At 71.3% G+C, this 23,677-nt stretch carries 23 protein-coding genes; 4 read left to right on the top strand and 19 right to left on the bottom strand.

All coding sequences use genetic code 11. The features are described from left to right. Positions 1-51: 51 nt before the first annotated feature. Positions 52-690: a mycothiol-dependent nitroreductase Rv2466c family protein gene (locus QOL88_RS13350; RefSeq protein WP_097216637.1), complete on the top strand. Its 639-nt coding sequence runs from the start codon at positions 52-54 to the stop codon at positions 688-690. 3 nt (positions 691-693) lie between these two features. Here the strand turns inward: QOL88_RS13350 and QOL88_RS13345 are convergent, their stop codons facing one another. From QOL88_RS13345 to QOL88_RS13300, 10 genes are all read right to left on the bottom strand, one after another. Further along, entirely contained in the window at positions 694-915 is a 222-nt protein-coding gene (locus QOL88_RS13345) for a hypothetical protein (protein ID WP_097216636.1), read from the bottom strand. Next, positions 915-1,952, bottom strand: a complete 1,038-nt coding sequence (locus tag QOL88_RS13340) for a glycerophosphodiester phosphodiesterase family protein (RefSeq protein WP_097216635.1) — start codon at positions 1,950-1,952, stop codon at positions 915-917. The genes QOL88_RS13345 and QOL88_RS13340 overlap by 1 nt, the downstream gene beginning before the upstream one ends. A 26-nt stretch (positions 1,953-1,978) precedes the next feature. Next, complete coding sequence (locus QOL88_RS13335; protein ID WP_097216634.1) at positions 1,979-3,403, bottom strand: FGGY-family carbohydrate kinase; 1,425 nt, start codon at positions 3,401-3,403, stop codon at positions 1,979-1,981. A gap of 19 nt (positions 3,404-3,422) precedes the next feature. Beyond that, a complete protein-coding gene (locus tag QOL88_RS13330; RefSeq protein WP_097216633.1) occupies positions 3,423-4,454 on the bottom strand; it encodes a 2-hydroxyacid dehydrogenase in 1,032 nt (343 codons plus the stop codon). Next, positions 4,451-5,536 (bottom strand): ABC transporter ATP-binding protein, encoded by a 1,086-nt coding sequence (locus QOL88_RS13325; RefSeq protein WP_097216632.1) that lies wholly within the window; start codon positions 5,534-5,536, stop codon positions 4,451-4,453. Before QOL88_RS13325 ends, QOL88_RS13330 begins: the two co-directional genes overlap by 4 nt. Positions 5,537-5,653: 117 nt before the next feature. After that, positions 5,654-6,463 (bottom strand): DeoR/GlpR family DNA-binding transcription regulator, encoded by an 810-nt coding sequence (locus tag QOL88_RS13320; protein WP_097216631.1) that lies wholly within the window; start codon positions 6,461-6,463, stop codon positions 5,654-5,656. Beyond that, the gene (locus tag QOL88_RS13315) at positions 6,460-7,542 is read right to left on the bottom strand and encodes an ABC transporter ATP-binding protein (RefSeq protein WP_257027757.1); all 1,083 of its coding nucleotides are present in this window, start codon (positions 7,540-7,542) and stop codon (positions 6,460-6,462) included. The genes QOL88_RS13320 and QOL88_RS13315 overlap by 4 nt, the downstream gene beginning before the upstream one ends. A gap of 5 nt (positions 7,543-7,547) precedes the next feature. After that, a complete protein-coding gene (locus QOL88_RS13310; protein ID WP_097216629.1) occupies positions 7,548-8,372 on the bottom strand; it encodes a carbohydrate ABC transporter permease in 825 nt (274 codons plus the stop codon). Further along, entirely contained in the window at positions 8,369-9,253 is an 885-nt protein-coding gene (locus QOL88_RS13305; protein ID WP_097216628.1) for a carbohydrate ABC transporter permease, read from the bottom strand. The genes QOL88_RS13310 and QOL88_RS13305 overlap by 4 nt, the downstream gene beginning before the upstream one ends. 4 nt (positions 9,254-9,257) lie before the next feature. Continuing rightward, positions 9,258-10,679 (bottom strand): ABC transporter substrate-binding protein, encoded by a 1,422-nt coding sequence (locus QOL88_RS13300; RefSeq protein ID WP_097216627.1) that lies wholly within the window; start codon positions 10,677-10,679, stop codon positions 9,258-9,260. 156 nt (positions 10,680-10,835) lie between these two features. Here QOL88_RS13300 and QOL88_RS13295 point away from each other — a divergent pair, with 156 nt between their 5' ends. Together QOL88_RS13295 and QOL88_RS13290 are read left to right on the top strand one after the other, a co-directional pair. Continuing rightward, positions 10,836-12,308 carry an FGGY-family carbohydrate kinase gene (locus QOL88_RS13295; protein ID WP_097216626.1) on the top strand — a complete coding sequence of 491 codons (1,473 nt, stop codon included), beginning with the start codon at positions 10,836-10,838 and terminating at the stop codon, positions 12,306-12,308. Continuing rightward, positions 12,305-12,928, top strand: coding sequence for a histidine phosphatase family protein (locus QOL88_RS13290; RefSeq protein WP_097216625.1), 624 nt, complete (start codon positions 12,305-12,307; stop codon positions 12,926-12,928). Before QOL88_RS13295 ends, QOL88_RS13290 begins: the two co-directional genes overlap by 4 nt. Before the next feature lie 136 nt (positions 12,929-13,064). Here the strand turns inward: QOL88_RS13290 and QOL88_RS13285 are convergent, their stop codons facing one another. The 8 genes from QOL88_RS13285 to QOL88_RS13250 all read right to left on the bottom strand — a co-directional run bounded on the left by QOL88_RS13285 (position 13,065) and on the right by QOL88_RS13250 (position 21,710). Beyond that, a complete protein-coding gene (locus tag QOL88_RS13285) occupies positions 13,065-13,712 on the bottom strand; it encodes a superoxide dismutase (protein WP_097216624.1) in 648 nt (215 codons plus the stop codon). Between the two features lie 134 nt (positions 13,713-13,846). Beyond that, positions 13,847-15,229: an amino acid permease gene (locus QOL88_RS13280; protein WP_097216623.1), complete on the bottom strand. Its 1,383-nt coding sequence runs from the start codon at positions 15,227-15,229 to the stop codon at positions 13,847-13,849. A 121-nt stretch (positions 15,230-15,350) separates the two neighbouring features. Then, on the bottom strand, positions 15,351-16,244 hold the full coding sequence (locus QOL88_RS13275; RefSeq protein ID WP_097216622.1) for a TauD/TfdA dioxygenase family protein: 894 nt from the start codon (positions 16,242-16,244) through the stop codon (positions 15,351-15,353). A 32-nt stretch (positions 16,245-16,276) separates the two neighbouring features. Then, complete coding sequence (locus QOL88_RS13270) at positions 16,277-17,620, bottom strand: LLM class flavin-dependent oxidoreductase (protein WP_097216621.1); 1,344 nt, start codon at positions 17,618-17,620, stop codon at positions 16,277-16,279. After that, entirely contained in the window at positions 17,617-18,351 is a 735-nt protein-coding gene (locus tag QOL88_RS13265) for an ABC transporter ATP-binding protein (protein ID WP_097216620.1), read from the bottom strand. Before QOL88_RS13265 ends, QOL88_RS13270 begins: the two co-directional genes overlap by 4 nt. Next, positions 18,327-19,223: an ABC transporter permease gene (locus tag QOL88_RS13260; protein WP_097216619.1), complete on the bottom strand. Its 897-nt coding sequence runs from the start codon at positions 19,221-19,223 to the stop codon at positions 18,327-18,329. The genes QOL88_RS13265 and QOL88_RS13260 overlap by 25 nt, the downstream gene beginning before the upstream one ends. Beyond that, positions 19,220-20,278 carry an ABC transporter substrate-binding protein gene (locus tag QOL88_RS13255; protein ID WP_097216618.1) on the bottom strand — a complete coding sequence of 353 codons (1,059 nt, stop codon included), beginning with the start codon at positions 20,276-20,278 and terminating at the stop codon, positions 19,220-19,222. The genes QOL88_RS13260 and QOL88_RS13255 overlap by 4 nt, the downstream gene beginning before the upstream one ends. Positions 20,279-20,510: 232 nt before the next feature. Further along, the gene (locus QOL88_RS13250; protein ID WP_097216617.1) at positions 20,511-21,710 is read right to left on the bottom strand and encodes an ROK family protein; all 1,200 of its coding nucleotides are present in this window, start codon (positions 21,708-21,710) and stop codon (positions 20,511-20,513) included. Between the two features lie 450 nt (positions 21,711-22,160). Here QOL88_RS13250 and QOL88_RS13245 point away from each other — a divergent pair, with 450 nt between their 5' ends. Next, positions 22,161-22,742 carry a biotin transporter BioY gene (locus QOL88_RS13245; RefSeq protein WP_097216616.1) on the top strand — a complete coding sequence of 194 codons (582 nt, stop codon included), beginning with the start codon at positions 22,161-22,163 and terminating at the stop codon, positions 22,740-22,742. Positions 22,743-22,826: 84 nt separating this feature from the next. On the opposite strand, the gene QOL88_RS13240 is transcribed toward QOL88_RS13245, so the two are convergent. Then, entirely contained in the window at positions 22,827-23,552 is a 726-nt protein-coding gene (locus tag QOL88_RS13240) for a hypothetical protein (protein ID WP_097216615.1), read from the bottom strand. Between the last annotated feature and the right edge of the window lie 125 nt (positions 23,553-23,677).

The following is a 23,677-nucleotide window of genomic DNA, read 5'->3' as shown; positions in this document are numbered from 1 at the left end:
GGGAACGCGTACCGGCGTTGCCCGGGAAACGGTTTCCTGCTGAGGAGAGACATGTCGGACAAGACCCCCGTCGACTTCTGGTTCGACCCGCTGTGCCCCTGGGCCTGGATGACCTCCCGCTGGGTGCTGGAGGTGGAGAAGGTCAGGGACATCGAGGTGCGCTGGCACGTCATGAGCCTCGCTGTCCTGAACGAGAACCGGCTGGACGAGCTGCCCGAGGAATACCGCGACATGCTGGCCACCAAGGCGTGGGGCCCCGTCCGGGTCGTCATAGCCGCCCAGCAGGAGAAGGGCCCCGAGGTCCTCGGCGACTTCTACACCGCGCTCGGCACCCGCATCCACAACCAGGGCGAGGGCCCCGGCAAGGAGACGGTCGCCGCCGCCCTGAAGGACGTCGGCCTGCCCGAGTCCCTCCTGGAGCACTGGGACTCCACCCCGTACGAGCCGGAGCTGCGCGCCTCCCACCAGGAGGGCATCGACAAGGTCGGCCAGGACGTCGGCACCCCGGTCATCGCCGTGCCCGGCCCCGACGGCGAACAGATCGCCTTCTTCGGCCCGGTCGTCACCCCGGCCCCGCAGGGCGAGGAGGCCGGCCGCCTGTGGGACGGCACCCTCGCCGTGGCCTCGGTCCCCGGCTTCTACGAGATCAAGCGCACCCGCACCAAGGGCCCGGACTTCTCCAACCTGTAGGCCTCACCGCGAGGCGTCGGCTCCCGGGTTCTGCAACTCCTCCGGGAGTCGGCCCCCGCCGGCCCGATGGTCCCAGGGCTGATACCACCGGCAGCCCGCGGCGGTGCAGCGCCACAGGTCCGTGCGGTTCGTCCCGAGGGCCTTGCGCTCCTCGGGCTTGAGCGGCGTGAACACCTGCGTGCCGCTGCCCTTGCAGGTCGGGCAGTGCTTGTCCTTGAAGAACATCAGCTCCTCCTCGCGATCACCGCCAGGTCCGGGAAGTCGGTCACGACCGCATCGACCCCCATGCGGTAGTACAGCGCGTATTCGGCGAAAGCGTCCCCGAAATCGTTCGGTCCGCTCCCGTGTCGGAATTGCGCGGGCAGGAACTGGTTCTCGGCGCGGAAGGTGTACGGCCCGATCCGCAGCCCCGCCGCGTGCGCGTCCGCGACGAGCGACGTGCCGACGAGCGACGCCTTGTCCGGCCCGATCCAGTCCGCGTACGCGGCGATCTCCGCCAGGCCCGTCGGCGTCATCATCTCCGTGTAGGTCCTTCCGGGCAGGTCGTACGGGCCGCCCGTCGTCCCCAGCGCCTGCCACAGCGGCACACCCAGGCCCGCCATGCGCCGCAGGCTCGTCGGCTCGAAGGACTGCACGACGCACTCGCGCCGCCCGAGCCGGTTGCGGCGGATCACGGCCGCCAGCTTCGGCTCCAACGGCAGGCCGATCGAGCGGAAGTACGTCGGATGCTTGGTCTCCGGGAAGACCGCGACGGTCCGGCCGTGCTCCCGCGACAGCCGCCGCGCCAGGTCCACGACCTCCTGGAAGGTCATGACCTCTTCCCGCCCGTCGAAGACGGTGTTGCGGTTGCGGACCGCCGGCAGTCGCTCCACCGCTCGCAGCGTCTTCAGCTCGGCCAGCGTGAAGTCCTCCGTGAACCAGCCGGTGACGGCCCGCCCGTCGACCGTCTTCGTCGTACGGCGGCCCTCGAACTCCGGCCGGCGGGCCACGTCGGTCGTCTGGGAGATCTCGTTCTCGTGCCGCACCACCAGCACGTGGTCCTTCGTCGGCACCAGATCCGGTTCGATCCAGTCGGCCCCGGTCTGCACGGCGTACGTGTACGACGGCGCCGTGTGTTCCGGGCGCCAGCCGGCCGCGCCGCGGTGGCCGATGACGACCGGGCCGCCGCCCTTGCGGGGTGCTGCTCCCGCCGGGGCGGCCGTGCCGGCCGTGGCGGTTCCCGCGGCCGCCGCGAGCAGGAGTGATCTGCGTCCGAGCTGCATGCGACTCCCCTTCGTCGAAGACAGGTTCACGTGCGGGCCCGGTCCCGGGCCCGCGCCAGCCGGTCCAGGTGCTCCGCGTAGCCGCTCGTGTAGAAGGCGGCCCGGTCCGGGTCCGGCTCGACGACCGCCGTCGGTTTCGTCCACGCCCGCGCGTCCAGCCCGACCCCGTACCGCTCGGCCGCCGCCAGGACCGCGCCCCGGGCGCCGACCTCGCCCTCCACGATCCGCAGGGGCCGCCCGAGCACATCGGACAGCAGCCGCATCCAGGCGGAGCTGCGGGTGCCGCCGCCGCACACGGCCAGGCTCCCGGTGAGGCCCGCCGCCTCCAGGCAGTGGCGGGCCGCGTACCCGATGCCCTCACAGGTGGCGCGGACCAGATCGCCCCGGGTCGACTCCAGGGAGACACCGGTGAGTTCGGCGCGCAGACGGGGTTCCACGAAGGGCGCGCGCTCCCCGGAGGGCGCGAAGTACGGCAGCACCCGGACGCCGTGCGCGCCCGGCGGCGTCCCGGCCAGCAGGCCGTCCACCTCGTCGTGCCGCACTCCGGTCGTCGACAGCACCCAGTCCAGCGCCGCCGTGCCGACCATCGCGGGCATGGCGCGCAGCCAGTGCCCGGGCCGGTCGGTGGAGATGTACAGGCCGGCCGGTTCACCGCCCAGATCGAGCTCGGTGGTGGCGACCAGGCTGGCCAGACAGGTGCCGACGATCAGCAGACCGTCCCCCGGGGACGTCACCCCGGCGCCCAGCGCGCAGGCCGGCAGATCGTAGGGGCCGTTCGAGATCCGGGTCCCGGACGGCAGGCCCTCGCCCCGCGCCTCGGCGGTCGCGACCGGGTCGCTGACCGGGGCCAGCAGATCCCGGCGGTGCGCCAGCCCCAGCAGCTCCACGACCCGGTCGTCGTACGTCCGGGTCCGCGGGTCCAGGAACGGCATCGAAGCGTCCGACACATCCGTCGCCGGACCGGCCCCCGTCAGCCGCTGGAACACCATGTCCTTGCAGTACAGGGCCGCCTTCGCGGCGTCCAGCGCCTTCGGCTCGTGCCGGTCCAGCCACGCCAGCAGCGGGCCCGGGCAGCCCGGGAACATCGCGCTGCCCGTCCGCCGGAACACCGACTCGAAGGTGCCGTCCGCCAGCCACCGGTCGACCAGCTCGTGCGCCCGCCCGTCCATCCAGGAGGCGGCGGGCCGCACCGGCCGGCCCTCGTCGTCGACCAGCCACACCCCGTCGCCCTGCCCGGTGAGTCCGGCCAGCTCGACCGGCTCCGGGACCCGCCCGGTGACCTCCCCGAGCACGGCGACGACCGCCCCGTACACCTCCTCCATGTCCTGCTCGACGACCCCGCCGTGCAGGGAGAGTTCCACCGGGCGGGATGCCACGGCGAGTTCACGGCCCGTGGCGTCGAAGGCCGCCGCCTTGACCATGGACGTGCCCACATCGATACCGACGTACATGCCGCTCTCCTCCGGGTCCTCAGGTCAGACAGTGCGCGAGCGGCTCCCCGCGCACCCAGCGGCCCACCTCTTCGGCGGCGATCCGGGCGGCCTTCTCCGCGACCGCCCGCGACGCCCCGCCCAAGTGGGGGGTGAGGACCACCCGGTCGGCCAGCCCCAGCAGCCGGGACCGAGCCGGCAGCGGCTCCCGCTCATAGGTGTCCAGAGCCGCCGCCGACAGCCGCCCGCTCTCCAGCGCGTCGCACAGCGCGCCCTCGTCCAGCAGCGGGCCCCGGGCCACGTTCACCACCACCGCGCCGGACGGCAGCAGCCCCAGCTCCCGGGCGCCGATCAGCCCCCGCGTCTCGGGCGTGAGCCGGGCGTGCAGGGTGATCACCTGGGAGCGGCGCAGGAGGTCGTCGAGCGAGGTCACGCGCAGGCCGTGGATCTCGCCGTGCACATACGGGTCGTGGACCATCACCCGGGCCCCGAACGCGCACAGCACCCGCGCGACCCGGCTGCCGACGGCCCCGTACCCGACCAGACCGACGGGCAGGTCCTCCAGCTCCAGTCCGCTCCGCTCGTAGGTGTAGTACGTCGCGCCCTCCCAGCTGCCCTGCCGGGCGAGCGGGTCGTGGGCCTGGGGGATGCGGCGCAGGGCGGCCAGCATCATCCCCACGGTGAACTCGGCGGTGGCGGCGGCGTTGCGGCCCGGCGCGAAGCACACCCGCACGTCATGGTCCTTGGCCGCGTCCAGGTTGACGTTGACCGGCCCGCCCCGGCAGACCACGACCAGCCTCAGATCCGGGCAGGCGGCGAGGACCTTCCCGGTGACCGGGCCCATCTGGGTGACCAGGACCTCCGCCCCGGCCAGCGCCTCGATCATCGCGTCCTCGGCGTCACTGGCCTCCTGCACCTCGGCGACCGGCCCGAACGGCTCCAGCGGCCAGCCCAGTTTCAGCTCTCGGACGTCCGCCCGCGCCACCTCGTGCTCCACCGCCCGCGCGATCAGCGACGGCAGGACGAAGTGGTCACCGGCGGCCACGACACGCACGCTGTTTCCGTCAGTCATCGCAGGGATGCTCCCGTCTCGGCGTCGAAGACATGGGTGTGCCCGGGGTCGGCGGCGACCCGGACCCGCTCGTCGTGCGCGAGCCGCACCTCGGGGTCGGTGAGGACGACCAGATGCCGTTCGACACCGTCCAGGGCGAGGGTCGCCAGGCCCGACTCCAGGAGCGGCTCATGGGCGACGACCCGGGCGGGCAGACCGCCCTCGGCGGTGAGGCGGACGTCCTCGGGGCGGATCCCGACCACCACCTGCCGGCCCTCGTCCACCGGCACGGGCAGGGCGATCCGAACCGTGTCGGAGAGCCGGGCGTGGCCGTCGCCGGCGATGCCGGGCAGCAGGGTGATCGCCGGTTCGCCGACGAAGTCCGCGACGAACACGTTGGCCGGACTGTCGTAGATCTCGTAGGGCGTGCCGAGCTGCTGGATGACGCCGTCCTTCATCACGGCGATCCGGTCGGCGAGGGAGAGGGCCTCCTCCTGGTCGTGGGTGACCAGGATCGTGGTGTGGCCCAAGTCCTTCTGGATGCGCTTGAGTTCCCGGCGGGTGGAGTCGCGCTGGGCCGCGTCCAGGTGGGAGAGGGGTTCGTCGAGGAGCAGGACGTCGGGTTCGCGGATCAGGGCGCGGGCCAGGGAGACGCGCTGCTTCTGGCCGCTGGAGAGGCCGGCCGGGCGGGCGCCGAGAAGGTCCGTCAGACCGACCCGCTCGGCGATGTCCTTCACCTTGCGCTCGACGTCCCCCCGGGAACCGCGGGCGGCCCCGCGGCGGGCCTTCAGCCCGAACGCCAGGTTCTCCGCGACCGACAGCGGCGGATACAGCGCGTAGTTCTCGAACGCGACCCCGATGTTCCGCTGCTGGGCGGGCCGTTCGACGACCGACGTCCCGCCGACCAGGATGTCCCCGCCGGTCACGGACTCCAGCCCGGCGATCATCCGTAAGGTGGTCGACTTGCCGCATCCGGACGGCCCGAGCAGCCCGAGCAGCTCCCCGGACCGCAGGGTCAGGTCGATCCCGCGGACGGCGTCCACCCCCGGCCGCCCCCGCGACCGGTAGGTCTTCCTCAGCTCACGTAGTTCCAGTCCCGTCATGGCCGTCCCCTTTTATGGCTCGTTCGCCTCCAGGGCGCTTTCAGCCGGTGTCGAGACCGCGACCGTGCTCGACCCTTCGGGCCTCCGCGCGCTCGCACCCTCGACACCGGCGCGCCCTTACGGCTCACGAGCGGTCATCGCGCAAACCTCGTAACGGACCTTGTGCTCGTCCAGATCCCGCAGTGCCTCCGGTGACGCCCCGTCGTCCACGAGGAGCGTGTCGAAGCGGGACAGCGGGACGACCCGGTGCAGGGCGACCCGGCCGAGCTTGGTGTGGTCGACCAACAGGACGTTGCGTGCCGCCGCGTCGAGCATCGCCCGCTTCACCGACACGATGTGCTGTTCCTGGTGGTAGGCGTAACCCCCGTGCACGGCCGACGTCGACGCGAAGCACACATCCACCCGGAGCTGCTGCACCGCCTCCACGCAGGACACCCCGAGGAACGAGGAGTGCAGCGGGTCGTAGTCGCCGCCCAGCGCCATCAGGTGGATGCCGCGCTGGTCGGACAGGAGGTTGATGGCCTCCAGGAAGTTGGTGACGACCGTCAGCGGCGTGACCTCGGCCGTGCGCAGCCGCCTGGCTATCTCCAGGGTGGACGTGGAGTCGTCCAGCAGGATCGCCATCCCGGGCTCGACCATCCGCAGCGCGTGCTCGGCGACGGCCGCCTTCTCGGCCCGCATGCTCTTCAGCCGGTACTGCACGTTCGACTCGAAGACCCCCGACGGCTGCGCGGTCACCCCGCCCCGGAACTTCCGTACGATGCCCTGCCGTTCGAGCTCGTCGAGGTCCCGGTGGATGGTCATCAGACTCACCCCGAACCGCTCGGCGAGCTCCGCCGCCGTGGCCGAGCCGTCGGCCAGCACCTGCTCGGCCATGGCGGCCTGCCGCGCCGCGGGCCCGTGCTGTCCACCACTGCTGCTGCTCATGATCGTGTCTCTATCCGTCGTCCCGGTCGCTCCGGCCGGTCGGCCTCGAACAGCAGCAGGTTCTCAGGCCGGACCACGAGCCGTACCGGATCGTCCGCACGAAGGCGCGCCGCGTCCGCTCTGGGGGCCACCAGCGACACCCGCTGCTCCCCGGTGCCGAGCCGCACGGTGACCTCGACGGACCGGCCGAGCACCTCGGTGACGTAGACCGTCCCGGTCAGCTCGTGGCCCTCGCCGCCGTGCAGGGCGAGGTCCCGGGGGCGCAGACCGACCAGGACGTCGGTGCCCGGTGCGGCCCGGGCCCGGACCGGCAGCTCCACACCGCCGTCCGCGCGCACGCCGCTCTCCGTCACCACTCCCGGCAGCAGATTGATCCGGGGCCGGCCGAAGGCCCGCGCGACCTCGGTGTCGTGGGGCCGGTACCAGATCTCCTCCCGCGTGCCCGTCTGCACGATCCGGCCCTGGCGGATGACCCCGATCCTGTCGCCGAGCGCGAGCGCCTCGACCGAGTCGTGGGTGACGTAGAGGGTGGTGGTGTGCTGCACGGCCCCGATCGCCTTCAGCTCGGCCCGCATCTGCTGGCGGAGCTTGGCGTCGAGGTGGGAGAGCGGCTCGTCGAGCAGGAAGGCCCGGGCGGGGCGGACCAGCACCCGGCCGAGGGCGACCCGCTGCCGCTGGCCGTTGGACAACTGGCCGACCGGCCGGTCCAGCAGCCCGGAGATGCCGAGCAGCTCGGCGATCGCGCCGATCCGCTGCCGGGCCTCGGCGGCGGGCAGCCGGTGCCGGGGCGAGCGCAGCGGCGAGGCGAGGTTGTCGTAGGCCGAGCGGTGCGGATAGAGGGCGTAGCTCTCGAAGCACATCGCCACGCCCCGGTCGTACGGCTCGACCCCCCGCATGTCCTCGCCGTCGAGCACGACCGTGCCGGAGTCGGGCTGTTCGAGCCCGGCGACGGTTTTCAAGGTCGTGGTCTTGCCCGCGCCCGACGGGCCGAGCAGACAGAAGAACTCGCCCTCCCGCACGTCCAGTTCGAGCTCGTCGAGTGCGAGCGTCTTCCCGTACGCCTTGCGTATCCCGCTCAACCGGATCAAGACTTCACCGCCCCGAACGACAGGCCCCGCACCAGGTACCGCTGGATCGTCAGTGCCAGCAGCAGGGGCGGTACGACGGACACGAGCGCGGCGGCGGCCGTGAGGTTGTACTTGGGCCGGTCCCCGCCGAGGAACGACAGGGCGCCCACGGTCACCGTCTGGGCCTCGTTGGAGGTGAGGATCAGCGGGAAGACGAAGTTGTTCCAGGCGAAGATGAACGCCAGCAGCGACACGGCCGCGATGCCCGGCTTGACCAGCGGGAGCGCCACCTTGAAGAACGCCTGCTTGCGGGTGTAGCCGTCCAGCAGGGCCGCCTGCTCCAGCTCCGGTGTCAGATCGGCGAAGTAGGACCGCATGATCCACACGATCAGCGGCAGCGTGACGAGTTGCAGCACCCACACCATGCCGACGTACGTGTCGAAGAGGCCGAGCTTCTGGTAGAGCACGAACAGCGGGATGATCACGGTGAGTTCGGGGGCGAAGCGGAACGACAGCAGCGTGAACATCAGGTTCTCGGAGCCCTTGAACCGCCACCGCGCCGAGGCGTACGCCGCCGGCAGCCCCACCACCAGCGACAGCGCGACCGCCCCGACCGACACCACCAGGCTGTTGACGAAGAACCGCACGAACGGGATGCCCTCGCTGTCGCCGAGGACCGTCCGGTAGCCGTCGAGGGTGGGGGAGAAGGAGAAGTAGGTGGAGAAGAGCTGGTCGGTCGGCTTCAGCGAGAGGATCACCATCCAGGCGATCGGGAACAGCGCGAAGACGAAGTAGAGGACGAGGGCGGCGTCGCACAGCCACCCCACCAGGCGTTTCCTCATGTGGTGACCTCCGCGGCCTTCCGCTGGATCTTCCCCAGGTGTTTCACCAGCACCATCGCGGCCAGGTACACCACGGCCCACAGGACGATCGTGTAGGAGATCCCGAAGGAGTAGCGCTGGAAGCGGATGGCCTCCAGGTACGCCCGGATCTGGAGCACGACGGTCGAGTCGCCCGGTCCCCCTTCCGTGAGCGCGTAGATGATGTCGAAGACCTTCAGCGAGTCCATGAACCGGAAGATCACCGCGACCAGGACGTACGGCCACAGCATCGGCAGGGTCAGGCGCCGGAAGGTGTACCACCACCCCGCGCCGTCCACGGCCGCCGCCTCGAACGGGGAGGTGGGCAGCGACCGCAGACCGGCGAGGGCGAGGATCGCCACGAACGGGGTGTAGACCCAGACGTCCACGGCGATCGATGACAGCAGCGCGCCCGTCGGGGTGTCGGTCCACTGCACCCCGCCCAGGCCGAAGGGCCTCAGCAGGTGGTTGACCACCCCGACCGACGGCTGGAGCATCAGCTTCCAGATGATCGCCGCGATCACCGGGGCGATCATCAGCGGCAGGATCAGGATCTTCTCCAGGATCCGGCCCAGCAGGGACGAGCGGTACAGGAGCAGGGCGACGGCCACGCCGAGCACGGTCTCGGTGAGGGCCGCCCCGACCGCGTACAGCACCGTCACCCACGCCGAGTTCCAGAACGCCTCCTGGGTGAAGACGGTGCTGTAGTTCTCGAGCCGCACCATGTCCGGCTGCGGTTTGCTCGCCGAGAAGTCGAACAGCGTGTAGTACAGCCCGAGCCCGAAGGGGTAGAGGATCCCGCAGGTCAGCAGCAGTGCCGGGACGATCAGGAGGTACGGGCGCAGGGTGAGCCGCCACCCCATCGCGCTAGCCCACCTTGCCGGCGAGGTCGTCCGCCAGCCCGTCCAGGACCGACTTCGCGCCCTTGCCGCCGTAGATCTCCTGGAGGGCCGCCGCCCAGCTGGTCGTCGCGTCGAAGAACTGCGCCTGCGGGGTGAACTGGATCTTCGTCTGGTCGACGACCGTCTCGAAGGTCTCCAGGAAGCCCGGCAGGTGCCGCATCTTGTCCTTGTAGGCGGCGTCGTCGGCGACGGACTTGCGCACCGGATCGATGTGGTTGTGGGTGATCGCGCTCCTGCGCAGGTGCTCCTTGCCGGTCGCCCACTGCAGGAACAGCCAACTGGCGCTCTTCTTCTTGCTCTTGGCGTTCATGCCGAGCGACCAGATCCACATGTTGGTCGCCAGCGACCCGCCGGGCCCCTTCGGCCCCGGGTGGAAGGCGATCTTCCCGGAGGCGGGGCTCGCGCCCTTGACCGCCTGGAAGTAGGCGGCCGTGTCGGCGTCGAACAGCATGCCGGCCTTCTTCGCGCCCAGGTCGCTGGAGCACTGGTACCAGGTGTACGACGTCCAGGACGGCGGCCCGCCCCGCTTGACCATGCGGGCCCAGTCCTCGGTGAAGGCGACGGCCTCGGGGCTGTTCATGGCGGGGGTGAGCTTGCCGCCGTCGACCGTGAAGTCCTTCAGCCCGTTGCGGGCGTACATCGTCATGAAGCCCGGGTGGATGGTGGCCCAGCTCCTGGACCCGCGTACGGCGATCCCGTACATCCCGTCGTACCCGGCGCCCGGCGCCTTGCGCTTGATGGTGCCGGCGAGTTCGGTCAGCTCGTCGAACGTCTCGGCCGGCTTCACACCGAGCTTCCTGAACAGTTCGGTGTTGTAGGCGACGACGTTGGTCTCCCAGCCCCACGGCAGCGCGTACTGCCCGCCCTGCCCGAGCGGCGCGCCCGCCTTCAGGGACCACTGGTCGGCCTGGAGCAGGTTCGGGAAGAAGTCCGCCTGGTCCCATTCGGCGCCCGTCGCCGAGGAGTTGCGCATCCAGGGCCCGAGGTCCTCCAGCCAGTTCGGCGGCCCGTACTGCCACACCATGTACGCGCCGAGCATGAAGACGTCGTAGGAGGCACGCCCGCTGGACAGGTCCACGGTGAGCTTGTCGAAGTAGTTGTCCTCGGGGAACACGTCGTACTCGACCCTGATACCGGTCCTCTCGGTGAACGACTTCAGGTCGGCTATCAGGGCGTCCGTGTACGGGTGCTTGTTGAGCAGGGCCTTGACGGTGGTGCCCTTCTCCCGCTTCCAGTCGAAGGAACCGGTGACGTCGTCCGCCGCGGACCCGTCGCTCTTGTCGTCGTTCCCGCCGAAACCGGCGCCGCAGGCCGTGAGTAACGGGGCCGCCGCCGCCCCGGCGGCGAGGGCGAGGAAGCGCCGGCGGTCGTGCACGTGCGTGTCCATCCGTACCTCCGCGGGGAGCCTGGTTAACACGTCGGGTCGACTCGTTAACAGAGGGTGGAACGGCTGAAGTTGGGCGTCAATCCCTCGCGCACGGGAAAATATCGGGGCACAGTGAGAAGTTCACAGATCCGGCTGCGACGGCACGGGAGGTTCCGGATGGTGGACGAGGATGCGGGCTGGCTGGGTATCGACCTCGGCACGCAGAGCGTCCGCGTGCTGCTCGTCACCGCCGACGGCACGGTGCTCGGCAGCGGCTCGGCCCCGCTGACCGGCCGGCGGGACGGGGTGCGGCACGAGCAGGACCCGCTGCGGTGGTGGGCGGCGCTGTGCACGGCGTCCCGGGCGGCCCTCGGCTCCGCGCCCCCGCAGCTGCGGGTCGGCGGACTCGCGGTGTGCGGCACCTCCGGCACGGTCCTGCTGACCGACGGCTCCGGCCGTCCGGTGAGCCCCGCGCTGATGTACGACGACGGGCGGGCCAAGGCTGAGGCCGCGCGGGCCCGGCAGGCGGGACTCGCCGTCCAGGACACCTGGGCGCTGCCGAAGGCGCTGTGGCTGCTCGGGGAGTACGGCGGCGGCTCACTGCGCCTGGCGCACCAGCCCGACCTGATCGTCTCCCGCCTCACGGGCCAGCCGCCCCCGGCCGATTCCAGCCACGCCCTGAAGACGGGCTACGACCTCGACGGCGACCGCTGGCCGCAGGCCGCCCTGGACGGACTGGGCGTGCCCGACGGCCTGTTGCCGGACGTCGTCCGCCCCGGGACGCGCCTCGGCGAGGTCGGCCCGGCCGCCGCCGACGCCACCGGCATCCCCGCCGGCACACCGGTGTTCGCCGGGATGACCGACGGCTGTGCGGCCCAGATCGCGTCGGGCGCGCTGCGGCCCGGCTCCTGGAACTCCGTGCTCGGCACCACGCTCGTGCTGAAGGGCGCCGCCCGCGACCCGGTCCGCGACCCCGCCGGCGTGGTCTACAACCACCGTGCCCCGGACGGCACCTGGCTGCCCGGCGGGGCCTCCAGCGTCGGCGCCGGGGCGCTCTCGGCGCGCTTCCCCGACGCCGACCCGGCCGGCATGGACGCGCGGGCGGCCGCGTACGAGCCGTCTGGTGCGGTCGCCTACCCGCTGGTGTCACCGGGGGAGCGGTTCCCCTTCCGGGCACCGGAGGCGACCCCGCTGATCCTGGGCGACCCCGTGGAGGACGCCGACCGGTGGGCCGCGCTCCTCCAGGGAGTCGGCTTCGCCGAACGCCTGTGCCTGGACTACCTGCACCACCTCGGCGCGTCCCTCGACGGCCCGCTCACCTTCACGGGCGGCGGCGCCCGCAGCCCCTACTGGAACCAGCTGCGCGCCGACATCCTGGGCCGCCCGGCCCGCGTCCCCGAGCAGACCGAAGCGGCCCTGGGCATGGCGGCGCTCGCCGCGTACGGGGCGACGCGGGCCGGTGCGCTCGCGGACGTCGCCGAGCGCATGGTCCGCGTCCGGACCGTCGTCGAACCCCGCCCCGGCCGCACGGCAGCCTTCGCCGAGCCGTACGCGCGTCTGGTCGACGCCCTGCGGGACCGCGGCTGGCTGCCCGCGCCGGTCGCCGCGCACGCACACAGCCGACTGAGCCGGGATACTTCCGCAACATGAGTACGACCCTCCTGCTGGTCCGCCATGGACAGACCGTCTGGCACGCGGAGAACCGCTACGCCGGCATCAGCGACATCGACCTGACCGACACCGGCCGCAGCCAGGCCGAGGCCCTCGGCCGGTGGGCCGGCGCCCATCCCGTCGACGCGATCTGGACGTCCCCGCTGTCCCGCGCCGTCGCCACCGCCGAGCCCGCCTGCCGTGCCCTCGGCCTCACTTCCCAGAGCGAACCCCACCTGCGCGAATGCGACTTCGGTGTGCTCGAAGGCCGTACGCTCGCCGAGTTCGAGACCGAGGACCCGGAGTGGGCGGCGGCCTACCGGTCCGACCCGGTGGAGCACTCCTTCCCCGGCGCCGAGGACCCGCTGGCGGCGGCGGCCCGCGGTGTGAAAGCCCTGCGGGACATCGCCGCCGCCCACCCCGGCGAACGCGTCCTGGTCGTCGCCCACAACACCCTGCTGCGCCTGGTGCTGTGTACCCTGCTGTCGATCCCGGTCGGCGAGTACCGCAGAGTGCTCCCACGGCTCCGGAACGCGGCGATCAGCGAACTGCGCATGAACCCCGACGGTTCCGCCGCGCTCCTCTCACTCAATGTGCCGTGCGAGGCCGAAGTGCCGTAGCACCATGGGCACATGACCCAGATCTCAGAAGCCCCCCGCGAGTCACGTCCTCGCGGGGGGCTTCCTCTTACCGCCTGCCGTGCGTGAAGGTTGAGAAGACGATCACGAGGCAGGACGACTCAGCGGCGGGCCGTCGTCACGGCGCCAGCAGCAGCACGTCCGTCCGGGACCTGGCTGCCTCGTAACGGCGCGCCACGTCCTGCCAGTTGACGACCTGCCACATCGCCTCGATGAAGTCGACCTTCTGGTTCTTGTACTGCAGGTAGAAGGCGTGCTCCCAGGCGTCGAAGACCAGGATCGGGGTGGCGCCCTGGCCGACGTTGCCCTGGTGGTCGTAGACCTGCTCCACGATCAGCCGCCCGCTCAGCGGCTCGTGGGCGAGCACGCCCCAGCCCGAACCCTGCGTGGTCGCGGAGGCCTTGGTCAGCTGGGCCTTGAAGCCGGCAAACGACCCGAACGACTCGACGATGGCGTCGGCGAGCTCCCCCACACCGTCGGCGGCCAGCGGCTCACCGCCACCGTCCTTCGGACCGGTCATGTTCTGCCAGTAGATGCTGTGCAGGATGTGCCCGGACAGGTGGAAGGCCAGGTTCTTCTCCAGCCCGTTGACCGCCCCCCACGTCTCCTTGTCCCGCGCCTCGGCAAGCTGCTCCAGCGTGTCGTTGGCGCCCTTCACATAGGCGGCGTGGTGCTTGTCGTGATGCAGCTCGATGATCTCGGGGCTGATCACGGGGGCGAGCGCGGAGTAGTCGTAGGGCAGTTCAGGCAGCGTGTAGACGGGCATGGGCGGGATCCCCTCCGGACCTCTTATTGCAATAGGCTTGCAACTGCACGCTAGCAGCAGGAAGGGGTCGACGGGTGGCCCGGGCACGCAAAAGGCCCCCGCGCGTGTCGCGGGGGCCTTCGGCGGTGGATCTCCTACTGCTTGGCGCGGGCCCTCTGCCACCCGTACCCGACGGCCGCCAGGACCAGGATCATCCCGCCCGTCGAGTACAGCTGAACCCGCGTGTCCGGCTCCCGGGCCATCAGGACGAAGACCGCGGCCATGCCGGCCAGGGCGACCCAGGTCAGCCAGGGGAACGCCCACATGCGCACGGCCAGCTTCTCGGGTGCCTCGCGCTCCAGGCGGCGGCGCAGGCGCAGCTGGGAGACGGCGATGAAGATCCAGACGGCCAGGATGACCGCGCCGATCATGTTCAGCAGCCAGGCGAAGACGTCGTCGGGCCGCCAGTAGCTCAGCAGCACGCACAGGAACCCGAAGACGGAGGACGCCAGCACGGCGATCCGCGGCACCCCGCCCGAGACCCGGCCCAGCCCCTTGGGGCCCTGGCCGCGGTCGACGAGGGAGTAGGCGATGCGGGAGGCGCCGTAGATGTTGGCGTTCATCGCGGACAGCAGGGCGACCAGGACGACCACGTTCATCAGCTGGCCGGCGCCCGGAATGCCGAGCTCGTCGAGGGCGGCGACGTACGGGCCCTTCTCCACGACCTCCTTGGAGTCCCACGGCACCAGCGTGACGATGACGGCCATCGAGCCGATGTAGAACAGCGCGATGCGCCACATCGCCGTGCGGACCGCGGTCGCGACGCCCTTGACCGGGTTCTCCGACTCGGCCGCCGCGATGGTGACCGTCTCCAGGCCGCCGTACGCGAAGACCGACGCGAGCAGGCCGATGACCAGGCCCTCGCCGCCGTTCGGCAGGAAGTCCGTGAGGTGGCTCGCGCCGGGGGAGTCCGTGCCGGGCAGGATCCCGAGGATCGCCAGGACACCGAGCACCAGGAACAGGGTGATCGCGCCGACCTTCAGCGCCGCGAACCAGAACTCGAACTCGCCGAAGTTCTTCACGGCCGCGAGGTTCGTGCCGCAGAAGACGACCATGAACAGCGCCACCCACGCCCACTCCGGCGTGCCCGGCAGCCAGCCGCTGACGATCTTCGCGGCGCCGATGCCCTCCAGGCCGACGGCCGTGCACAGCAGCACCCAGAAGGACCAGCCGGCGGTGAATCCGGCCCAGGGGCCGATCGCCCGCTCCGCGTGCGCCGAGAACGACCCCGACGACGGATACGCGGCCGACATCTCGCCGAGCATCCGCATCACCAGCATCACGAGGACACCGGAGAGGGCGTAGGCGACCACGATGGACGGGCCGGCCGCGGCGATACCGGCGCCGGAGCCGACGAACAGACCGGCTCCGATCACCCCGCCGAGGGCGATCATCGACAGGTGGCGCTGCTTCAGGCCATGAGACAGGGAGGTGTCGTCCGTGCTGGACGGGGTCCCCGTGGTGGTGCTGCTGGGCATGGGCGCGACTCGTCCTATGCGTGAGAGGCGTACGAGGGCAAAAACGCCGCCAGTCTCGGATGCCTCTCCGCTCACACGAAGAGGCATCCCACCATCCGGACAGTCGCGTCGCTCTGTGTGGCTAGGCGGCGACCGGTGAGTAGTGCGAGGCGTCGCCCTCGATGACGTAGCTCTCCTTGCCCTCGATCCCCACGGGGATGTCCCCGGCCACGGTCACCCGGTGCAGGCGCCGGGGCCGGCCGTCGTAGTTGTCGACGGCGTAGTGCTGGGTGATGCGGTTGTCGAACAGGACGAGCTGATTCGGCGACCAGCGGTGGCGCAGGACGTTCTCCGGCCGGGTGACGTACGCCTGGAGCAGGTCGAGGATCTTGCGGGACTCGCCGGGCGAGAGGCCCACGATCCGCTGCGCGAAGCCGCCGATGAACAGCCCGCGCTCGCCGGTCAGCGGGTGGACGCGCACCACGGGGTGGACCGTGCGGTACCTGATCGAGGTGAACTGGGCGCGCCGGGCGGCCTGCTCCTCGTCGACGTCCTCCTCGGGGACGGCGTAGTCGTAGTCGTTGGTGTGCTCGGCCCACAGGGTGTCGGCGAGGCTGCGCAGCGACTCCGGCAGGTTGCGGTAGGCGGCGGCCGAGCTGGCGATCAGCGTCTCGCCGCCGTAGGGCGGAACGGTGATGCTGCGCAGGCTGGTGGCCTGCGGCGGGTTCAGTACGAAGGTGACGTCGGTGTGCCAGTGGTTGGCGGCCCGGCCGCCCTCGCTGTCGACGGGCAGCACGTTCGGGGCGCCGTCGACGGCGGACACCGTCGGATGGGCGGTGGTGATGTCCCCGAAGTGGCGGACGAAGGCCTGCTGGCCCGCGTCGTCCAGGCCCTCAGCGTCGAAGACCAGGGCCTTGTGGGCGTTGAGCGCCTCGCGCAGGGCGGTGGAGGTCTCCTGGTCGAGGGGCCGGGTGAGGTCGACGCCCTCGACGCGGGCGCCGATGTGCGCGGTGACCTTGTGGATCTCGATGGTCATGACGGGTTCCTTTCAGCGAACCGGAAGAGGGGTCAGACGAGAGCGGGGGCGATGACGTGCTGGTTGGCGGGCCGGGGCAGGCCGTAGCGCTCCCGCAGGGTCCGGCGGGCGTCGCCGTACTCGGTGCGGAGCAGCCCGCGGGCGCGCAGGATCGGGACGACGTGGTCGACGAAGGTCTCCAGGCCGGACGGCAGGACGGCGGGCATGATGTTGAAGCCGTCCGCGGCGCCCGACTCGAACCACAGCCCGATGGTGTCGGCGACCTGCTCGGGCGTACCGGCGAAGGTGAGGTGCCCGCGCCCGCCGCCGAGCCGCCCGATCAGCTGCCGCACGGTGAGCCGGTCGCGCCGGGCCAGCTCGACGATCAGCGTGTAGCGGCTCTTGGCGCCCTCGACGGCGCTCTCCGGCGGCAGGTCGGAGGGGAGCGGACCGTCCAGCTCCAGGGTGCCCGGGGCCAGTTGCAGCAGCCGCTCCAGGCGGTCCACCCCGTGCGTGTGCACGATGTGGTCCTCCAGGACCCGCTCGTTCGCCAGCGCCTCGGCCTCCGTGGAGCCGATCACCGGAACGATGCCCGGCAGCACCTTGATGTGGTCGGCGTCCCGGCCGGCCGCGACCGTCCGGGCCTTGAGGTCGGCGTAGAAGGCCCGCGCGTCCTCGATGGTCTGCTGGGCGGTGAAGACGGCCTCCGCGTACCGCGCGGCGAACCGCTTGCCGTCCTCGGAGGAGCCGGCCTGCACGAGCAGGGGGTAACCCTGGGGGGAGCGGGGCACGTTGAGCGCCCCCTCGACGCTGAAGTACCGGCCCTGGTGCCGGGGCGGGTGGATCTTCGCGTCGTCGCCCCACACGCCCGCCGCCTTGTCGGCGACGATCGTGTCGTCCTCCCAGCTGTCCCACAGCTTCAGCGCCACGTCGAGGAACTCGGCGGCCCGCGCGTACCGCTCGGCGTGCGCCGGTTCGGCGTCCAGACCGAAGTTCCGGGCGGCCTCGGCACCGGCGGTGGTGACGATGTTCCAGCCCGCCCGGCCGCCGCTGAGGTGGTCCAGCGTGGCGAACTTGCGGGCCAGGTTGTACGGCGAGTTGTACGAGGTGGAGGCCGTGGCGATCAGGCCGATGTGCTCGGTCGCCGTCGCCAGCGCGGTCAGCAGCGTGATCGGCTCCAGCGCCCCGGCGGGCCGCTGCGCGAGGTTGTTCCACAGCTGTGGGCCGTCGGCGAGGAACAGCGAGTCGAACGTGCCGCGCTCGGCGATCCGGGCGAGCCGTACGTAGTGGGCCAGGTCCACATGCGCGTACGGGTCGCTCTCCGGCAGCCGCCACGACGCCTCGTGGTGGCCGGTGTTCATCAGGAACGCGTTGAGGTGCAGCTGTCTGCGGGTCATCGATGGTCCTCCGTGACACCGAGCGCGGCCAGCAGCCGCTCCCGGTACTCGCCGAGCAGGGGGTCGCGGTACGACCGCGGGTGCGCGCGGTCGATGGTGAGGTCGAGGCCGATGCGGCCCTTCTCCAGGACGAGCACCCGGTCGGCGAGCACGATCGCCTCGTCCACGTCGTGGGTGACCAGCAGCACCGACGGCCGGTGCCGCTCCCACAGCTCCCTCAGCAGGCCGTGCATCCGGATCCGGGTGAGCGCGTCCAGCGCCCCGAACGGCTCGTCGGCCAGCAGCAGTTCCGGCTCACGGACCAGGGACCGGGCCAGGGCGGCGCGCTGGGCCTCCCCGCCGGACAGCTCGCCCGGCCAGGCCCGCTCGCGGCCCTTCAGCCCCACCTCCTCCAGGGCCGCGCGGCCCCGGCGGCCGGCGTCCTTGCCCTCCGCGCCGAGCAGCACGTTGTCGAGGACCCGCCGCCAGGGCAGCAGCCGGGAGTCCTGGAAGACCACCGACACCCGCTCGGGCGCGGTGAGCTGCCCGCTGCCCGCGACGCCGTGGTCGAGTCCGGCGATCGCCCGCAGCAGGGTGGACTTGCCGGAGCCGCTGTGCCCGAGGAGGGCCGTCAGCTGCCCGGCGGGCAGATCGAGGTCGATGCCGTCGAGGACCGTGCGCCCCTCGAACGACCGTGTCAGGCCGCGCAGTTGGACGGCGGGACGGGTCAGCTGCTCAGTGTGCGGCGCCATGACAGCACCCTCCGTTCGACGATACGGACCGCGCTGTCGGAGATCAGGCCGAAGATGCCGTAGACGACCAGGCCGACGAGGATGACGTCCGTCTGGCCGTAGTTCTGAGCCTGGAACATCATGTAGCCGAGACCGCTGGTGGCGTTGATCTGCTCCAGCACCACCAGACCGAGCCAGGAGCCGGTGACTCCGAGCCGCAGGCCGACGAAGAAGCCGGGCAGGGCGCCGGGGACGACGACCTGGCGGATGAACTGGAACTTCGACAGGCCCTGCACCTCGGCGAGTTCGACGAAGCGGCTGTCGATGCCGGACAGCGCGGCATGCGTGTTGAGGTAGATCGGGATGTAGACGACGATCGCGATGATGGCGATCTTGAAGGTCTCGCCGATGCCCAGCCAGAGGATGAACAGCGGGATCAGACCCAGGGTGGGGATCGCCCGGTTGAGGTTGACCGTCCCGTCGATCAGAGCCTCCCCGGTCCGGGTCAGCCCGGACGCCAGGGCGAGCAGGATCCCCACGACCAGGCCGATCGAGAAGCCGGTGGCCGCGCGCTGCAACGAGGTCAGGATGTCGTCCGGCAGCGTGCCGGCCGTCCACAACCGGCTGCCCGTCTCCAGCACCGTCCAGGGAGCCGGGATGGCGCCCGGGTCGAGCAGCCCGGCGGCGGAGGCGGCGCTCCACAGCGCGAGGACGGCGGCAGGCCCGAGCAGCCGGGTGGCGGGCAGCCGCTTGCCGGGAGCCAGCCGCCGGCGCCTGCGCACCTGGCGGGTCTCCTCCTCGGCGAGGGGAGCGAGCGGTGCGCCGGTGTTCGTGCTCGTGCTCGTGGTGCTCGTGCTCGTCGTCGTGTGCGTGGTCGTGGTCACGGCGGTCACCTCCGGTACTCCGCGGGCACGGCCTGGGCCGCGAGGGACTCGAAGCGGTGGTCGAACAGCTCCGAGACGTCGAACTTCTTCACGAAACCGCCTTCCGCGAGCAGATCGGCGGTCTCCTGCTCCCAGGCGATCGCCTCGTCCCAGCGCGGCGGGAACAGCGGCTTGTTGGCCAGCGCGGTGACCGCCTTCGCCTGCGCGAGGGTCAGGTTCTGCGTCCCGACGTAGAACTGCTCGTTCCACTCGTCGGGGTGCTCGTACGTCCACACCTGGCTCTTCGCCCAGTACGGGACGTACGCGGCGACCGCGGCGGCCTTCGCCCGGTCGTTCAGCACCGACACCGGCGCCCACAGCAGGCTGAGCAGGTCCACCACGTCCGTGGTGATGGTCCGGGCGGACTTGTACTGCGTCAGATACGCGGGCGCCTGGGTGTTGGCGAGCGGGGCGATGTCCACCTGCCCGGACTGCAGGGCGGTGAGGAACTGGTTGCTGGTCAGCGGCACCAGCTCCACGTCGTCGTACTTCAGCCCCGCCTTCTTCAGCGCCCGCAGCAGGACGACGCCCTGTGCCTGGCCCTGGGAGAAGGCGAGCCGCTTGCCCCGGAAGTCGGAGACCCGGCGGATGTCACTGCCGGGCTTGGTGGCGAAGAGGTAGTTGGGCTTGCGGGTGATGTTGATCGCGACGATCTTCGCGTCGAAGCCCTGGTAGTGCGCCTGGATCGGCGGAATCCCGGCGTTGTTGGCCACCTCCAGGGACTTCGCGCGGAAGGCGTTGATGACATCGGGGCCCGCGCCGATGTTCAGCCAGTTGGACACCTTGAACGGCAGATCGCGGAACCCGGCCAGCTTGAACTGGAGTTGCTGCGCGTTCTGGTACGAGGAGATCTTCAGGCTCGTCCCCGCGGGGACCTTGGAGGCCAGGGGAGCGTCGGAGGCCGTCTCGTCGGCCGCCGCGCTGCTGTCGGCGCAGCCGCTCAGTCCGGCCGCCGCGGCCGTCACGCCGAGCAGTGAGGTCAGGAACAGGCGCCGGTCTGGACCGGAAACGGAGGACGAGGACATGGAGGGCTCCCTGGGTATGGAAGACGGCACAGCGAGCGGAATTCCGGGCAGGAAAAGACCTGCCAAGGGAAATTCACGCGAATGTCACAAAGGAAGGAGAAGGCGCTCCGTGAAGGGGCGCCGGGGGCGCGTCAACGGGTCAGCAACAGAGAGTGCGACAGCTCGTGAGCGGGCTCATGAACAGGATGTTCCTGGTCAGCGGCCCGGCCTGTCAACATTCCGAGTTTCTGAATTAAATAGCCTCAGGTGACGCGGCCAGCGGATCCCGGTAGAGGACGTCGAGAGCCACCGAACCACCGGCCACCGCCAGCACGGAATCCGGGAAACTGATCGGCGAGACGGTCGCGGCGCGATCCGCCCCGATCTCTTCCCGCAGCGCCGACAGGCAGTCCTCCCGGTGCATGGCCCCGATCTCCGTCACGACCACCCGCTCCGGGTTGAGCACATCGAGCAGCAGCCCGACCGCACGGCCCACCCGACGCGACCGCTCCCGCAGCAGCCGCACCGCGACCGGGTCACCGGCCGCCGCCGCACCGACCACGTGCATCGGGTTCACCCCGTCGACGACGCCCGCCTCACGGGCCCGCCGGCACAGGGTCCGCTCGCTCAGCTCGACCTGGAGGCAGCCCACCCGGCCGCAGTCGCAGGGCTCCGTGCCGCCCGGCACCGGCAGATGGGCGATCGCGCCCGCCTGGGAGCGCGGCCCGTGGTGCACCTCGTCATGGGTGGTGAACGCCGCGTCGACCACATTGCCCGCGAACAGATGCAGCACACTGCCGCTGCCCCGCGCGCGCCCGAACAACCGCTCCGCGTTCACCAACGCCCGCGCGTGCCCGTCCACATGGACCGGCAGGCCGGTGCGCGCCCCGAGCAGCTCCCGCACCGGCACCTCGCGCCAGCCCAGCAACGGATGCTCCACAACGCTGCCCGAGTCCCGGTCCACCCAGCCTCCGGCCGCGAACCCGACCCCCAGCGCCCTGCTGCCGGGAACACCGGCGAGCAGCGCCCCCAGCGCGTCGGCCGCCCGGGCCAGCACCCGGGCGGGGTCGGTGCCCTCGTGCTTCAACTCGCCCCGGGCCACCACCCGTCCGCGCAGGTCCAGCAGCGCGACCGTGGTGTACGGCACCGCCACATGCACCCCGCCCACCACGAACCGGGTGTCGTCCAGGTCGACCGGCAGATGCGGCCGACCCACACCCCTGGACCGCCGCAGCACGGCGGACTCGCGGATCAGCCCCAACTCGCTGAACCGGGCGCAGTAGTCGGTCACCGACGCCGGCGACAGGCCGGTCAGCCGGGCGATGGTGCTGCGCGCGACCGGTCCGTGCTCCAGCACGGACCGCAGGACGACGCTCGCGCTGGTGCGGCGCCGGTCGCTGTCGGCGACACGGGGGATGGGGGACGTCAGAAGGGGAGCCGCGGTACGGGGCATGGGAATCTTCCTGGAGGCCGGTCCGACACTGCGCCGTCTCGATCGGCGGGCCGGATCCCTCCGCCCCGCCTCACCGAGGGCGGCGACAGGTGGCCGTGCCCTGGCGTCGCAGGTCGACATAGCGACGCGACGAGAAGTACCGGGCCTGGGCAACCATGTTCGCGACGCTAGCAAAACGGCCCCGCACTGCCCAGACGGCGACCGACGGGCGAGACGGCCGCCCCGGTGCCTTTGGGGGAAACCTACAGAGGCCCGATCTCCCGCTCCCGTGTCGCACGGCACCCCATCACCGTGACCGGCATCACCCCTGACTCGCTGTAACCCGCATCCTTTGTGTGAAGCCGACCAACGGCCGGTCCCGGCCTTTGTGGACGGCTGACGGTGATCGGGGCGAGGGCGCTGGGATAGCGTCACGGTGTCCCGACCGGCCCTCACCCTCGCGGAGTCCCGATGAGCACCGCTGCCGCCACACCGTCCCACACCGGACAGGTCCTCGCCGACCTGCTCCCCGCCTCCCGAGTCCGGGACGCGGCCCTCGTGCTCGGCGGCGCCGCGCTCACCGGCCTCGCCGCCCAGATCTCCGTGCCCGTGCCGGGCTCCCCGGTGCCGGTGACCGGCCAGACCTTCGCCGCGCTGCTCGTGGGCACCTCCCTCGGCGCCGGCCGCGGCTTCCTGGCGCTCGCGCTGTACGCCGTGGCGGGCATCGCGGGCGTGCCGTGGTTCGCGCAGGGCACCTCGGGCGTCGCCCCCTCCTTCGGCTACATCCTCGGCATGATCGTCGCCTCCACCGTCGTCGGCGCCCTGGCCCGCCGCGGCGCCGACCGCTCGGTGCTGCGCACGGCCGGCACGATGCTGGTGGGCGAGGCGATCATCTACGCCGTCGGCGTGCCCTACCTGGCCCTCGCCACCAACATGTCCGCCACCGCCGCGATCGCGGCCGGCCTCACGCCGTTCCTCATCGGCGACGCGCTGAAGGCCGCGCTGGCCATGGGCGCCCTGCCGACGGCCTGGAAGTTCGCGAACAAGCGCTGACACCACAGGCGTTGCCGAGAGGCCCGACGGGGGCGTACCGCCCCGGCGGGCCTCTTTGCGTACGAGACGCGGCAGGGGACCGATTCAGCCCTCCTGAGCCCCCGGCCGCCGCCGCTGCGACCACCACATTCCGGCCACGCCCGCCGCGAGCAGCGACGCGCCGGCCGCGCCCAGCGGCAGCAGAGCACGGGCCGGACCGGTCTTCGGCAGTTCCTTGCCGCCCGGGCCCGCCGGCTCGTTGTCGGTGCCGAGCAGCAGGGGCGTGGCCGGGGCGTCCGGCGACGGGTTGCTCGTGCCGAACGGCACCGGGCCCTGCTGCCAGAAGGTCTTCTTCCCGTCGCTCGTCTGCACGGGCAGACAGATCTTCCCGGTCGTGCCGAGGTCGAACGTCGCGTCGACGGCGTACGACTTCGACTTACCCGCCGCGAGATTGTCGATCGGGCATGCGAATCCGCTGTTCGAACCCTCCGGAAGTCCCTTCTCGGGTATCGCCGAACACCCCTCGACCCCCTTGACGGCCAGCCCGTCGAAACCGACGACCAACAGCCGGATCTTCCCGCTGTCCTTGCTCCCCTCGTTCTTCACCGTGGCGGTAATCGCCGCCTTTTCGGAACCGTTGTCGACCGAGATCTTCCCGGGCAGCGTCGTGGTGAGCCTCACCCCGGCCGGCGCCGTGTCAACCGCCTTTCCCCCCTTGCCGCTTGCGGGTCCTTCATCCTCAGCCCCGGCCGTGCCGGAAAGGATCAACACCGCCGAGAAAGATGCCATGACCAGCGATCCGGCGACCGCTGTCGTGCGACGAGAACTCATGTTCGTCCCCCTTGCGTCCCCCTGGACTGCGCCTGAATTCGCAGCACTGAAAGAGGTACCACAAGATTTCACCCCACTATCCTGGTGCGGCGCGAAGTGTGACCATTGTGTTTCACTGGAGTCGG

Origin of the sequence: Streptomyces sp. Ag82_O1-12 (assembly GCF_900182715.1) — a bacterium.
Classification (GTDB): Bacteria; Actinomycetota; Actinomycetes; order Streptomycetales; family Streptomycetaceae; genus Streptomyces; species Streptomyces massasporeus.
Note: the sequence above shows the minus strand (reverse complement) of the source record. Positions and strands in the feature narration are given on the sequence as shown.